Genomic DNA, 13,083 nt, shown 5'->3' on the forward strand with positions numbered 1-13,083 from the left:
AATCTTATCTTCATAATGATATAAAGATTGGTTGCGGGGGCCGGATTTGAACCGACGACCTTCGGGTTATGAGCCCGACGAGCTACCAAGCTGCTCCACCCCGCGTCCGACTAGTGAGCAATTATACGCTCCACATAGTGTTTTACAAGTTTGTAAAAGAATGGTGCCGAGAGAGGGACTCGAACCCTCACACCTAAGGCACTAGCACCTCATGCTAGCGTGTCTACCAATTTCACCATCTCGGCATCGAATTCTTATTGAGGAATTTCTTCACCCGTAGGGGCTGGAACTTCACTCACTGTCTCATCAGCTTTCTTTTCAATGGTTACACCTTGTGACGGGTCTACCCATTGAGATTCAGTTTTGTGCGTTGACATATTACCAAGCACTAAGCTGATGATAAAAAATACTACTGCAAAAATTGCTGTCATTCGGGTTAAAAAGTTACCAGAGCCGCCTGCGCCAAACACTGTGTTTGATGCGCCTGCACCGAATGAGGCTCCCATATCTGCGCCTTTACCTTGCTGAATCAACACCAGGCCAATTACACCAAGCGCTGCCAACAGGTAAATCACAAGTAGAACAGTAAACATATTTCCACCTATGTTCCAAATTGTTGAGCCAGCGCCGTTTAAACGACTTAAACAAGGCTAGCGGCCTCCTTTGCGAAGGCGGAGCAATACTAGCGGAACCCAATAGCGCTGACAAGGGGTATTTCTTAAATTTTCTCGATATCCGAATTAAATGCTCAAAAAAAGGGCAAGTTAGCGAATAAATAGCCGAGAGGACAAGCTATTAGCCCCTCGGCATTGCATTAACTGTTTGCTTTTACTGTCTCAGCAATCATTAACGCTAAGCGTTGAACTAATTCGGCATCTTCGCCTTCAACCATAACGCGAATCAACGGCTCGGTACCAGAAGCTCGCAACAAGACGCGCCCTTTATCACCAAGTTCGGTTTCAGCGGCATTAACTGCTGTTTTTACCGCTTCTGACGACATAGGGTCAGAATCACCAGCAAACCGCACATTTTCCAATACTTGTGGATAGAGCGTCATACCTTGAGAGAGATCGTACAATGATTGATGGCTACGAACAACCGAAGATAACACTTGAAGCGCTGCAACAATGGCATCTCCAGTGGTCACTTTATCGAGTAAAATAACGTGCCCAGAATTTTCAGCGCCAATCTTCCAGCCGTTCTCCAACAGTTTTTCCATCACATAACGGTCACCGACGGCTGCCCTTTCAAACGGAATGCCAAGCTCTTTCAAGCCATTTTCCATTCCGAGATTGGTCATGAGCGTGCCAACCACTCCACCTTGCAGCTTGCCGGTTTTCTGCGCTTCACGAGCAATAATGTATGCAATCTGGTCACCGTCGACTTTATTGCCAAGGTGATCAACCATAATAAGGCGATCACCATCACCATCAAAGGCCAGACCTAAGTCCGCGCCTTCCGCAAGGACACGTTGCTGTAATGCATTAACATCGGTCGCCCCAACTTTATCGTTGATATTGGTGCCGTTGGGCTCGACACCCATTGCAATAAGTTCAGCGCCTAATTCTCGGAACACACTTGGCGCAATATGATAGGTCGCCCCATGAGCACAATCGACGACGATTTTGAGTGTCGATAAACTTAATTCATGTGGAAAAGTACTTTTACAAAACTCAATATAGCGCCCAGCAGCATCGGTTAAGCGCGCCGCTTTACCAAGAAGCGATGATTCAACACACTCAAGTTCTTTATCCAATTCCGCTTCAATGGCCAATTCGACTTCATCTGGCAGTTTAGTGCCTTCTGACGAGAAGAATTTAATTCCGTTATCGTAGTAAGGGTTGTGTGATGCAGAAATCACGATACCCGCTTCGGCGCGAAATGTTTGAGTCAAGTAAGCGACCGCAGGTGTCGGCATTGGCCCAGTGAGCGTTGCTTTGAGTCCAGCAGCAGCAAGACCTGCCTCGAGTGCAGATTCCAACATATAGCCTGAAATTCGAGTATCTTTTCCAATAATCACTTGTTTGGTGCCTTGCTTAGCAAGCACTCGACCAGCCGCCCAGCCAAGCTTCAATACGAAATCAGGTGTGATTGGGTAAGTACCTACTTTGCCTCGAACACCGTCTGTACCAAAATAACGTCTTTGATTCGACATGATGTATCCTTTGTTATAATTCTGGTGTTACTGATTCTCTAAGACGGCATTCACGATTTTGACCGCTTCTAATGTCTCTTCGAAATCATGTACACGGATAATTTGCGCACCTTTGAGCGCCGCGATGGTGGCACATGCAACACTGGCAACCATGCACTCGGCAGGCTGTTTATCAAGTAACTTAAACAGCATAGATTTACGTGACATCCCGGCAAGCACTGGCAAGTCATAGCGATGGAACTCTTCAAGATGCGCCAGCATAGAGTAATTATGTTCTACTGTTTTGCCAAATCCAAAGCCCGGATCTAAGATCAGCTGCTCACGTTTTATGCCAGAGGCAACACAAACATCAATTCTTTCACCTAAAAACTGATGTACTTCCTCCATCAACTGATCATAGCGTGGATTATTTTGCATTGTTTGCGGATCGCCCTGCATATGCATAATACAGACAGGAACATTGGCTTTGGCAGCCACTTCCAACGCGCCTGGTTCGGTTAATGAACGCACATCGTTGATAATGTCGGCACCAGCCTCAATCGCTTGCCTCATGACCTCGGCTTTGCTGGTATCGACAGAAATCCAAACGTCATAATGCTCTCGAATCGCTTTTACAACGGGAATGACGCGAGCAAGCTCTTCTTGTTCACTCACTTCAGGTGCGCCAGGGCGAGTCGACTCGCCGCCAATATCAATGATCGTGACACCAGCATTGACCATCGCTTCCACTCGCTGTAACGCCGTCTCGATAGTATTGAAACGACCGCCATCAGAAAAAGAGTCGGGAGTGACATTTAAGATCCCCATCACGTGTGGTTTGGTCAGGTCAAGAACTCGATTATGTGCTGTTAACTTCATTTTAAAACTCATTATCCCTAAAACAAAAAACCCCGAGTAAACTCGGGGTTTCAATCAAAAGACGGGTTACTCGCTGTCTTTTTTCTCAGCTGATTCGTTTAAGTTGGTATCTTCGGATACTTCACTCTTCGAATCATCGTCAACTTTGGTTGGCGCTGCTGGAGATGGTTTCTCGTCAGGCTTTGCTCCTTTAGAACCGCTACCATGGTCGTTATCAACCCACCCTGCAGGTTCACGGATATCCGCCTTACGTTCCATCAAATCATCGATTTGCCCAGCATCAATCGTTTCATACTTCATCAATGCATCTTTCATCGCATGCATGATATCCATATTATCTTCAATGATTTGCTTAGCTCGGTCATAGTTGCGATCAATGATCTTACGAACTTCATCGTCAATCAGCTTAGCGGTGTCATCTGACATATGCTTAGTTTGCGTCACGCTACGGCCAAGAAAAACTTCGCCTTCATCTTCAGCATATAAAAGAGGACCCAGTTTTTCAGAGAAGCCCCATTGGGTAACCATCTTGCGAGCAATTTCTGTTGCACGTTCGATATCGTTAGAAGCGCCAGTGGAGACTTTGTCAGCACCATAAATAAGCTCTTCTGCTAAACGTCCACCATACAAGCTGGAAATCATCGACTCCAAATGCTGACGCGACATACTGACTCGATCATGCTCAGGAAGATACATCGTCACACCTAAAGCGCGGCCACGTGGAATAATCGAGACTTTATAAACAGGGTCATGTTCAGGCACCAAGCGCCCAACGATTGCGTGTCCCGCTTCGTGGTACGCAGTAGACTCTTTCGTCTCTTCAGACATCACCATAGAACGGCGCTCCGCACCCATCATGATTTTGTCTTTAGCCAGTTCAAATTCGACCATCGAGACATTACGCTTGTTACCACGTGCAGCAAATAAAGCCGCTTCGTTAACAAGGTTTGCTAAGTCAGCGCCCGAAAAGCCCGGTGTACCACGTGCGATCAAAGACGGCTCAACGTCTCCCGCTAGCGGAACCTTACGCATGTGAACTTTAAGGATTTGCTCACGGCCTCGAACATCGGGTAGACCAACCACGACTTGACGGTCGAAACGACCGGGACGAAGTAGCGCAGGGTCAAGAACATCAGGACGGTTGGTTGCCGCGATAACGATGATACCTTCGTTACCTTCGAAACCATCCATTTCAACCAGCATTTGGTTTAGCGTTTGTTCACGTTCATCGTGTCCACCGCCCACACCAGCACCACGTTGACGACCGACAGCATCGATTTCATCGATAAAGATGATACAAGGCGCTGCCTTTTTCGCTTGTTCAAACATGTCACGGACACGGGATGCACCGACACCAACAAACATTTCAACAAAGTCAGAACCTGAGATCGTAAAGAATGGGACTTTTGCTTCACCCGCAATGGCTTTCGCGAGCAAGGTTTTACCCGTACCTGGAGGACCAACCATCAATACACCAGTTGGAATCTTACCACCCAACTTTTGGAATCGACTCGGATCACGCAGATAATCGACCAGCTCTTTCACATCTTCTTTGGCTTCATCACAACCAGCGACATCAGCAAAGGTGGTTTTGATTTGCTCTTCGCTCATCATCCGCGCTTTACTTTTACCGAAAGACATTGCGCCTTTACCGCCGCCACCTTGCATTTGGCGCATAAAGAAGATCCACACACCGATCAACAAAATCATCGGGAACCAAGAGATAAAGATGGTTCCAAGCAAGCTTTGTTCTTCCGGTGGAGTACCTTGAACTTTGACGTTTTGATTAATCAAATCATCGAGAAGCTTTTGATCATAAACGGGCATGTACGTCACGTTGCGAGTTGCGCTACCACGACGTGTAAAGGTGATTTCACTATCTTTGAAAGTTGCTTCTTGAATCTGGCCTTTGCCAACTTCTTGTACAAAGGTCGTATAATCGACTGCTCTGCCGCTGCTTTCACCAGGGCCAAAGCTCTGGAAAACAGACATCAATACGACAGCGATAACGAGCCACAAAATTAAATTTTTTGCCATGTCACTCAAGGTGTCAGCCTCTCGATAACTAATTGTAATTAAAAGGTAGGGTACTACAGATTATAAACTGTAGCTATAGGGTAAACCGTAGCGTCAATTCGCTATTTGGTTAACCTTTGTAACCAGTGGCTACAATATAAACTTCTCGAGAGCGAGCGCGAGAAGAATCTGGTTTGCGTATCTTAACCGCTTTAAACAGATCACGGACATCTTTAAGATACTGATCAAAACCTTCACCTTGGAAGACTTTCACCACAAAACTACCATTAGGTGCCAGAACTTGTCGACACATATCTAATGCTAGCTCAACTAGATACATTGCACGAGGTTGGTCGACAGATAAATTGCCTGCCATGTTTGGCGCCATATCTGACATCACCACATCCACCATGCTTGGTTGAATTCGTTCAAGCAACGCGTCTAATACCGCTTCTTCACGAAAATCACCTTGTAAAAAAGCCACTCCAGCAATCGAATCCATCGGCAAAATATCACAGGCAATCACCTGCCCTTCATCGCCAACGATGCCCGCGGCATATTGCGACCAACCACCAGGGGCTGCCCCGAGATCCACCACTGTCATTCCCGGTTTTAGCAACTTGTCTTTATTTTGAATTTCTTCGATTTTAAAAATCGCACGGGAACGGTAGCCTTTCTTTTTGGCTTCATTCACGTATTTATCATCAAAATGTTCTTTCAACCAGCGTCCGGAGCTGGCTGAGTGTTTTTGTTTACTCATCTATTTTCGACCGGTAGAGCGCATCTAGCCCAATAATTGATAGTCTTAAGGGATAGATGGCGTTAAAATGCAGTTTTTCAACCCTAATAGTAAATAAAATTGGCCGCGTAATGAACCTAAGCACCAAACAAAAGCAGCATCTCAAAGGTCTAGCTCACAATCTGAAACCTGTCGTCCTACTGGGCGCAAATGGCTTAACCGAGGCTGTACTAGCAGAAATCGAAATCGCGCTGGACCATCATGAACTGATCAAGGTAAAAGTGGCTTCAGAAGATCGCGAAACAAAAAACTTGATTGTTGACGCCATTGTTCGCGAAACAGGCGCAGAAAAAGTCCAAGTCATTGGCAAAACCTTGGTCTTGTATCGCCAAAGCGAACAGCGCAAGATTGAATTACCACGCAAGTAATCGCTGTGTGCAGAATAAAAAAGGTCGTAATTACGACCTTTTTTATTAACTTGTATTTGAAATCTAAGCTGTCGCTAAGAAAACAAATTTAAATGTAATCGACACGGTCGATTTCGTAATCTTTCACACCACCTGGTGTGGTAATCGATACTTCATCGCCTTCCAGTTTACCAATCAATCCACGCGCCATCGGCGAACTGACCGAAATACGACCGGCTTTAATGTCCGCTTCATCATCACCGACAATTTGGAATGTCTTTTCTTCTTCAGTATCCATGTCAATCAGGGTAACTGTCGTCCCAAAAATGACTTTGCCCGTGTTTTCCATTTTCGTCACATCAATAACCTGTGCAATGGAAAGCTTGTATTCAATATCACGAATCTGAGCTTCGCAAATGCCCTGCTCTTCACGGGCAGCATGGTATTCTGCGTTTTCTTTTAAATCACCCAATTCGCGCGCTTCAGCAATTGCTTGTGAAATTTGTGGGCGAAGTTTTAGTAGTCTGTCGAGTTCTTGGCGCAGCTTCGCTTCGCCATTCACAGTCATTGGGACTTTTTCCATTTCATACCTCTATGCCAAAGTAATTTTTGGACAAAATAAAACTACCCAACCCAAGAGGGTTAGGTAGTGGTGGTGAATATTCAATTTCTTGTAGTGTAAACAAAGTTAGCTATGAAATCATCCTAATTCCGGCACGTGTGATCCACTTCAAATAAATAAAAAGTTACCAAAATGAATAAATTTGCTTACTCGTATCAATCTCGTGATTATCAACAAATATTAAACTAAAAAAAACTAAAAGATCATTTAACTAAAAAAATCATAAATAAGGCACAATTTAATTAAATATCAGTAGTTTGATATTTTTTCCGCTAAAAATAAAACACTGTTCAAATGTGTAATTTATATCATTTTACTATCTAATCGCGGAACTTTAGCGGTACAACTAGTTCCGAGATTCCTTAGCGGAAGTCCAATGATTTTTATATTTTAACAACTGTTTAATATAAAACGCATTGGCTAAGGCTATCCCCCCCTACGGGCAACTCGTGTATTCATGCTTGAGTGCCCAGCTCAAATTTATTTATGGACAGTAAATTAGGACTAATAAAATGAACAAGACTCTGATTGCTCTAGCAGTATCAGCCGCAGCAGTGGCGACAGGTGTAAATGCCGCGGAACTTTACAACCAAGACGGTAACACTGTGAACATGGGCGGCCGTGCTGAAGGACGTATGCTTCTACAAGACGGAAAAGCAACAGATAAAACTCGTATTCGTCTAAACTTCGAAGGCAAAGCTCAAATTAATCAAAACCTATACGGTTTGGGCTTCTGGGAAGGCGAATTTACGACAGCGGAAAACGGTCAAACAGACGGTGACGACGCTAGTGACCTGACCACTCGTCTTGCTTACGCAGGGTTAGGTGGTAATTTTGGTGAAGTCGCTTACGGTAAAACGGAAGGTGCTTTAGGTGTCATCACTGACTTTACCGATATCATGGGCTACCACGGTAACTCAGCTGCGGACAAACTAGCAGTAGCAGATCGTACTGACAACATGTTGGCATATAAAGGCAGCTTCCAAAACTTAAATGTTAAAGCAAGCTACCGCTTCGCAGATGCGAACGATGACCTAAGTGGCGATAACGACCAAGACGGTTACTCACTATCGGCCATCGCAGCCCTAGGTAATACTGGTGTTAACCTAGGTGCCGGTTACGCTTCTCAAGACGAAGCGAACGAGTACATGGTTGGCGCGAACTGGACTTACAATAACTTGTATCTAGCCGGTTTGTTCACTGACGGTGAAAAACAGATCGAAAGTTCAAATGACACTGTTGACTACACTGGTTACGAATTTGCAGCGGCGTACACTGTAGACAAAACTGTATTTACTACCACGTACAACAATGCTGAAACTAACGATGAAACATCAGCAGATAACATCGCAATCGATGCTTCTTACTACTTTAAGCCTAACTTCCGCGGTTACGTTTCATACAACTTTAATCTAATCAGCGAAGGCGATGCTATCAATAAAGTTGCCGCAACCAACACCAATGCATCTAAGTCTGATTCTGAAGACTCAATTGCTCTAGGTCTACGTTACGACTTCTAATCTCTCGATTAAAGTCATAAAGATAAGACGCCTGCTCGCTAGCAGGCGTTTTTTTTACTCGCTATACTGTGTCACTGTTTTTCTATTCTGCCGACTTTCTATGTTTCTTCGACGCTTATTTTGCCTAGCGGTACTGATTTTCGCTTCCGTATTCACCATCCAGGCTAGTGAACTCACAGCTCCCCTCCCTAGTGGCACTCGCGTCGGCCTAGTCATTCAAGAGTTGGCGACACAACGCAATTTAGAAACCACTGGCAATCAAGATGTTTACTTTCCACCAGCCAGTACGCTCAAACTGGTTACTGCACTGGCGGCGAAACTTGAGCTTGGTGACGATTTTCGCTATCAAACCGAGTTATCAAGCGCTGACCAAGATCTGGTTTTTCACTTTTCTGGTGATCCGACGTTAACCACCTCCGATTTGCATGCCATGCTCGTGAGTGCGAAGAAACAAGGCATCACCCATATTGATGGCGACATTTGGCTAGATACCAGCGTATTCAGTGGTTATGATCGCGCTGTAGGTTGGCCGTGGGATATTCTTGGCGTTTGCTACAGTGCGCCCGCCAGTGCAGTGATTATCGATGACAACTGTATTGAAGCCTCAATATACACCAAAAAAGATGGCTCAACTCGTGTGTTTGTCCCTGAGCATTACCCGATACATGTCATTACCCAAGCTCAAACCGTCACTAAAGCCGGACAAAAGAGCAGTCAGTGTGATCTAGAGCTATTGACCACTCAGAATAACCACTATCAGTTACAAGGCTGTCTCGTGGAACGTTCCAAACCGCTTCCTCTGCGCTTTGCGGTGCAAAACCCAACGCTCTATGCCTCTCGCGTCATATACGCCCAACTTCGTCAGGCCGGCATTGAGCTTAAAGGCCAAGTTAAGATCGGTACGCCAAACAGTGCTCAACAAGTAAAGCGTCTCGTTATTCATCAGTCTGAAACGTTGGATGGATTACTTGATACGATGCTTAAGCACTCTGATAATTTGATTGCTGACAGCCTGACTAAAACCATTGGTGCACATTTCTTCATTCAACCGGGGAGTTTCAATAATGGCACCGAGGCGATCAAACAAGTTTTGTTCTCACACGCGAACTTGGATTTGTCTGATTTACCGATGGCGGATGGCTCTGGCTTGTCACGCAATAACCGCATGACGGTAAAAGCAATGAGCGATGTTTTACGCTACATTTGGCAACAAGATGATAAGCTGAATCTAATTCGTCATATGCCAACCGCGGGGGTAGATGGAACGTTAAAATACCGACGCAGCATGCGTCGAGCACCGATACAAAACAACATCATAGCCAAAAGTGGCTCTTTATATGGCAGTCATAATATGGCGGGATTTGGTTTAGATCGTTTTGGCAAACCGAAAACTCTGTTTGTGCAATATGTGACTGACTACTATCCACCTGAACGTAATGAGGCTCAGCCAAGCACCATCGCACCACTCACCCAATTTGAGCAGCGCTTTTACCGGATCATTGTGACTGACAGTCAAGCTACGGCAAAAAAGTAAACATCAATTGATAAAAGCAACACGAACTATCGTTGAAATCTATTTGCTTATCGGTACTTCGCTAACGATACTAAAAACATTGTTCCTATATATTGTGTCGATGAGATGAACCAACCCTGTTCAAAAACAGAAGCAATAAAACGCAAGGGGTATAGTTGTGTCGGTTGGACCTGCGTCATCCTCGGGTTGATTGGCGTCACCGTTCCATTATTACCCACCGTCCCTTTTATCCTGTTGGCCTTATATTGTTTCGGCTGCTCTTCACCAGCCTTCCAGCAATGGCTGCTGGATCATCGAACTCTTGGGCCGATTGCTCGACGTTTGAAAGATAAAAAAGGATTAACCAAACGTGAGAAATGGCAATCTTTGGTGGTTATTTGGTTGTCGATGGGCAGCGTATTGTACTTTGTTGCTTACGGAACTCACTGGCAGTGGGCGATCATTAGCCTGCTAGTATTTGAAACTTGGTTTATTCTTCGTTTTCGCACTTATCAGCCAGAACAATGAGATCATGCTAAGTCAATGGAAATAAAAAAGCGCCACAAAGGCGCTTTTTTATTAACGGGGGTTATTAACCTCGATTACTTGATAGTAATACGAGCGAATTTACGTTTACCCACTTGGAAAACATACGTTCCCGCTTCTGGCGTTAATTTCGCGTCAGTGATTTTTTCACCATCCAACTTCGCTGCGCCTTGTTTCACCATACGCATAGCATCAGACGTTGAAGAGCAAAGTCCCGCTTCTTTTAGCAAATTGCTCACCGGTACACCTGAGTCAAAACTAAACTCTGGCATCTCATCAGGCACCGCACCTTTTTGGAAACGATTAATAAACTCTTGCTCAGCCGCATCCGCATCCGCATCCGTGTGATAACGCGCAATGATCTCTTTCGCCAACAGAATTTTGATATCGCGTGGGTTCTTACCGTTAGCAATTTCCTGTTTAAACTGTGCAATTTCTTCTAGCGGACGGAACGAAAGTAATTCGTAGTAGCTCCACATCAGATCATCTGAAATCGACATGATTTTACCGAACATTTCGCTGGGTGCTTCGCTAATACCAATATAGTTGTTCGCTGACTTAGACATTTTCTTCTCGCCATCTAACCCGACTAACAATGGCATCATCAACACAACTTGAGGTTTCTGACCATTGGCTTTTTGTAGTTCACGCCCCATCAACAAGTTAAATTTCTGATCGGTACCGCCTAATTCGACATCGGTTTCCATCGCGACCGAGTCATAACCTTGCAATAACGGATACATGAACTCGTGAATCGCGATAGGTTGGCCGCTTGAGTAACGCTTTTTAAAGTCATCACGTTCTAGCATGCGCGCAACGGTTTGATTCGCAGCAAGACGAATCATGCCTTCCGCGCCTAATTCAGATAACCAATTCGAGTTAAACTCGATCTTGGTTTTCGCCGGATCCAGAATCTTGAATACCTGTTCTTTATAGGTTTCCGCATTACGTAGTACGTCTTCACGAGTCAACGGTGGACGCGTGGTATTTTTGCCGGTTGGGTCCCCCACCATACCGGTAAAGTCACCAATCAAGAAAGTCACATCATGACCAAGCTCTTGAAACGTGCGTAACTTATTAAAAATAACCGTGTGCCCCAAATGGATATCTGGCGCCGTTGGATCCGCACCTAATTTAATACGAAGGGGACGGCCTTCTTTCAGTTTTGCGAGCAATTCCTCTTCTGGAATCAACTCATCCACACCACGCTTAATCTCGGCCAGTGCTGCTTCAATACTCGCCATTCTTGTTCTCTCCCACAGATTTGGCAAAAATTTGATAGTTCGACATCTTACTTGAATAGCGATGCTTTTTGAAACCAGTTAGACTTAACCAAGCCGTTTTTTATGATTTTGTCGCTACGAATTTATAATGTTATCTATTTTTGCTCGTTTACCGAAGCTTCATCGTATCCTCATTGCGCTGTGCATTGTTCTCATGATCGTTGCGCTGTGCTTGCCTTCCCCTAAAAGTTTGCATCACGAGACAAGTTTTTATCAAATTGGTCAACACTATCCGATTGAAATCAACCCTCAGAACCTCTCTTCCCCCAAAATAGACTCTCCTCTCGCGAGTTTAAAGTGGGAAAAGCACACCGTAGGTTCAGGGGAGAGTGCTGCGGTATTGTTCAAACGTTTAGGGCTCTCATCACGGTTGCTTTATCAGCTGACGACAACCAATAAAGACATTAAGCAGCAACTGACGCACTTACGCCCAGGCGATGTGTTGGAGTTTGGCTTTGATGAGCAAAGAGATCTGATTCAACTCAAACGACGTCTTAGTGCAGATGAAACCTTTGTCATCTCCAAAACGGAACAGAGTTATGATTCCAGCGTAGATAAAAAAGAAGTGCATTATCAATATAACTACGCGCAAGCTTCCATTACCTCGAGCTTTTGGAATGCGGGTAAAGCCGCGGGGTTAACCGCTAATCAAATCATCGAGATCGCCAAAATTTTTGGCTGGGATATCGATTTCGCGCTAGATATTCGTCGCGGGGACGGATTCAAAGTGCTGTATCAGGAAAAAATTGTTGAAGGTGAAGTGGTACAACGAGGACGAATTATCGCCGCTATCTTTACCAACCAAGGCGAGACATTCAAAGCGATCTACGACGATCATAGCGAAAGTTATTATGATGAAACAGGCCGAGCGATGAAAAAAGCCTTTTTGCGCTCCCCCCTAGATTTTCGTCGTGTTAGCTCCAACTTCAACCCTCGCCGCTTACACCCAGTCACAGGTCAAGTCAGGCCTCATCGCGGCACAGATTATGTGGCCCCGGTTGGCACACCTATTTGGGCGGCAGGTGATGGTATCGTTCAGAAATCGAGCTACAACAAATATAATGGTAACTATGTGTTTATTCGTCACAGCAGCACATACATCACCAAATATCTGCATCTAACCAAACGTACAGTCAAAACCGGTCAACGTGTTAAACAAGGGCAAACCATCGGCACTCTGGGTAGCACAGGTCGTGTGACCGGCCCTCACTTGCACTATGAATTCTTGGTCAATGGTCGCCACAAAAACCCGCGAACCGTCTCTTTACCTCAGTCAAAATCATTGACCGGTAAAAACAAAGCGACGTTTATCGCCAACGCAAAAGTACGCTTAGGCAAACTTGATCGCTACAGTCAGTTATTAGCCAAGCAGTAACTAAATGCCAAGAACAAAAAAAAAGCACTGATAAATCAGTGCTTTTTTT

General features: G+C 45.0%; 12 protein-coding genes and 2 tRNA genes. 5 read left to right on the top strand and 9 right to left on the bottom strand.

Going from position 1 to position 13,083, the window contains the following annotated elements:
• Positions 1–28: 28 nt before the first annotated feature.
• The 7 genes from M1D72_RS18900 to rlmE all read right to left on the bottom strand — a co-directional run bounded on the left by M1D72_RS18900 (position 29) and on the right by rlmE (position 5,789).
• Positions 29–105, bottom strand: a tRNA-Met gene (locus tag M1D72_RS18900).
• Between the two features lie 56 nt (positions 106–161).
• Positions 162–245: transfer RNA gene (locus tag M1D72_RS18905), tRNA-Leu, on the bottom strand.
• Positions 246–254: 9 nt separating this feature from the next.
• Positions 255–593, bottom strand: a complete 339-nt coding sequence (gene secG / locus M1D72_RS18910) for a preprotein translocase subunit SecG (protein ID WP_390193555.1) — start codon at positions 591–593, stop codon at positions 255–257.
• 221 nt (positions 594–814) lie between these two features.
• Complete coding sequence (gene glmM / locus M1D72_RS18915) at positions 815–2,155, bottom strand: phosphoglucosamine mutase (RefSeq protein ID WP_390193557.1); 1,341 nt, start codon at positions 2,153–2,155, stop codon at positions 815–817.
• 27 nt (positions 2,156–2,182) lie between these two features.
• Positions 2,183–3,013, bottom strand: a complete 831-nt coding sequence (gene folP / locus M1D72_RS18920; RefSeq protein ID WP_456296184.1) for a dihydropteroate synthase — start codon at positions 3,011–3,013, stop codon at positions 2,183–2,185.
• A gap of 66 nt (positions 3,014–3,079) precedes the next feature.
• A complete protein-coding gene (ftsH, locus tag M1D72_RS18925) occupies positions 3,080–5,050 on the bottom strand; it encodes an ATP-dependent zinc metalloprotease FtsH (protein ID WP_456296185.1) in 1,971 nt (656 codons plus the stop codon).
• Positions 5,051–5,159: 109 nt separating this feature from the next.
• On the bottom strand, positions 5,160–5,789 hold the full coding sequence (gene rlmE, locus M1D72_RS18930; protein ID WP_390193564.1) for a 23S rRNA (uridine(2552)-2'-O)-methyltransferase RlmE: 630 nt from the start codon (positions 5,787–5,789) through the stop codon (positions 5,160–5,162).
• A gap of 110 nt (positions 5,790–5,899) precedes the next feature.
• On the opposite strand from rlmE, the gene yhbY reads away from it, so the two are divergent.
• Complete coding sequence (yhbY, locus tag M1D72_RS18935; RefSeq protein ID WP_456296186.1) at positions 5,900–6,196, top strand: ribosome assembly RNA-binding protein YhbY; 297 nt, start codon at positions 5,900–5,902, stop codon at positions 6,194–6,196.
• 88 nt (positions 6,197–6,284) lie between these two features.
• On the opposite strand, the gene greA is transcribed toward yhbY, so the two are convergent.
• Positions 6,285–6,758: a transcription elongation factor GreA gene (gene greA, locus M1D72_RS18940; RefSeq protein WP_390193570.1), complete on the bottom strand. Its 474-nt coding sequence runs from the start codon at positions 6,756–6,758 to the stop codon at positions 6,285–6,287.
• 551 nt (positions 6,759–7,309) lie between these two features.
• Between greA and M1D72_RS18945 the strand changes: the two genes are divergently transcribed.
• From M1D72_RS18945 to M1D72_RS18955, 3 genes are all read left to right on the top strand, one after another.
• Positions 7,310–8,317, top strand: coding sequence for a porin (locus tag M1D72_RS18945; protein WP_456296187.1), 1,008 nt, complete (start codon positions 7,310–7,312; stop codon positions 8,315–8,317).
• A gap of 100 nt (positions 8,318–8,417) precedes the next feature.
• Positions 8,418–9,851 carry a serine-type D-Ala-D-Ala carboxypeptidase gene (gene dacB, locus M1D72_RS18950; RefSeq protein WP_456296188.1) on the top strand — a complete coding sequence of 478 codons (1,434 nt, stop codon included), beginning with the start codon at positions 8,418–8,420 and terminating at the stop codon, positions 9,849–9,851.
• 105 nt (positions 9,852–9,956) lie between these two features.
• Entirely contained in the window at positions 9,957–10,358 is a 402-nt protein-coding gene (locus M1D72_RS18955; RefSeq protein WP_390193577.1) for a YbaN family protein, read from the top strand.
• A 74-nt stretch (positions 10,359–10,432) separates the two neighbouring features.
• On the opposite strand, the gene tyrS is transcribed toward M1D72_RS18955, so the two are convergent.
• Positions 10,433–11,620, bottom strand: coding sequence for a tyrosine--tRNA ligase (gene tyrS, locus M1D72_RS18960; protein ID WP_456296189.1), 1,188 nt, complete (start codon positions 11,618–11,620; stop codon positions 10,433–10,435).
• A gap of 127 nt (positions 11,621–11,747) precedes the next feature.
• Between tyrS and M1D72_RS18965 the strand changes: the two genes are divergently transcribed.
• Positions 11,748–13,034, top strand: a complete 1,287-nt coding sequence (locus M1D72_RS18965) for a peptidoglycan DD-metalloendopeptidase family protein (RefSeq protein ID WP_456296190.1) — start codon at positions 11,748–11,750, stop codon at positions 13,032–13,034.
• The last annotated feature ends 49 nt before the right edge of the window (positions 13,035–13,083 follow it).

The organism is Vibrio sp. AK197, from assembly GCF_053903115.1.

Excerpts from the sequence above, each read along its gene's own strand:
- glmM (WP_390193557.1), bottom strand. The coding sequence starts at position 2,155 with ATGTCGAATCAAAGACGTTATTTTGGTACAGACGGTGTTCGAGGCAAA.
- ftsH (WP_456296185.1), bottom strand. The coding sequence starts at position 5,050 with ATGGCAAAAAATTTAATTTTGTGGCTCGTTATCGCTGTCGTATTGATG.
- M1D72_RS18965 (WP_456296190.1), top strand. The coding sequence starts at position 11,748 with ATGTTATCTATTTTTGCTCGTTTACCGAAGCTTCATCGTATCCTCATT.
- M1D72_RS18955 (WP_390193577.1), top strand. The coding sequence starts at position 9,957 with ATGAACCAACCCTGTTCAAAAACAGAAGCAATAAAACGCAAGGGGTAT.
- dacB (WP_456296188.1), top strand. The coding sequence starts at position 8,418 with ATGTTTCTTCGACGCTTATTTTGCCTAGCGGTACTGATTTTCGCTTCC.
- greA (WP_390193570.1), bottom strand. The coding sequence starts at position 6,758 with ATGGAAAAAGTCCCAATGACTGTGAATGGCGAAGCGAAGCTGCGCCAA.
- yhbY (WP_456296186.1), top strand. The coding sequence starts at position 5,900 with ATGAACCTAAGCACCAAACAAAAGCAGCATCTCAAAGGTCTAGCTCAC.
- M1D72_RS18945 (WP_456296187.1), top strand. The coding sequence starts at position 7,310 with ATGAACAAGACTCTGATTGCTCTAGCAGTATCAGCCGCAGCAGTGGCG.
- rlmE (WP_390193564.1), bottom strand. The coding sequence starts at position 5,789 with ATGAGTAAACAAAAACACTCAGCCAGCTCCGGACGCTGGTTGAAAGAA.
- folP (WP_456296184.1), bottom strand. The coding sequence starts at position 3,013 with ATGAAGTTAACAGCACATAATCGAGTTCTTGACCTGACCAAACCACAC.
- secG (WP_390193555.1), bottom strand. The coding sequence starts at position 593 with ATGTTTACTGTTCTACTTGTGATTTACCTGTTGGCAGCGCTTGGTGTA.
- tyrS (WP_456296189.1), bottom strand. The coding sequence starts at position 11,620 with ATGGCGAGTATTGAAGCAGCACTGGCCGAGATTAAGCGTGGTGTGGAT.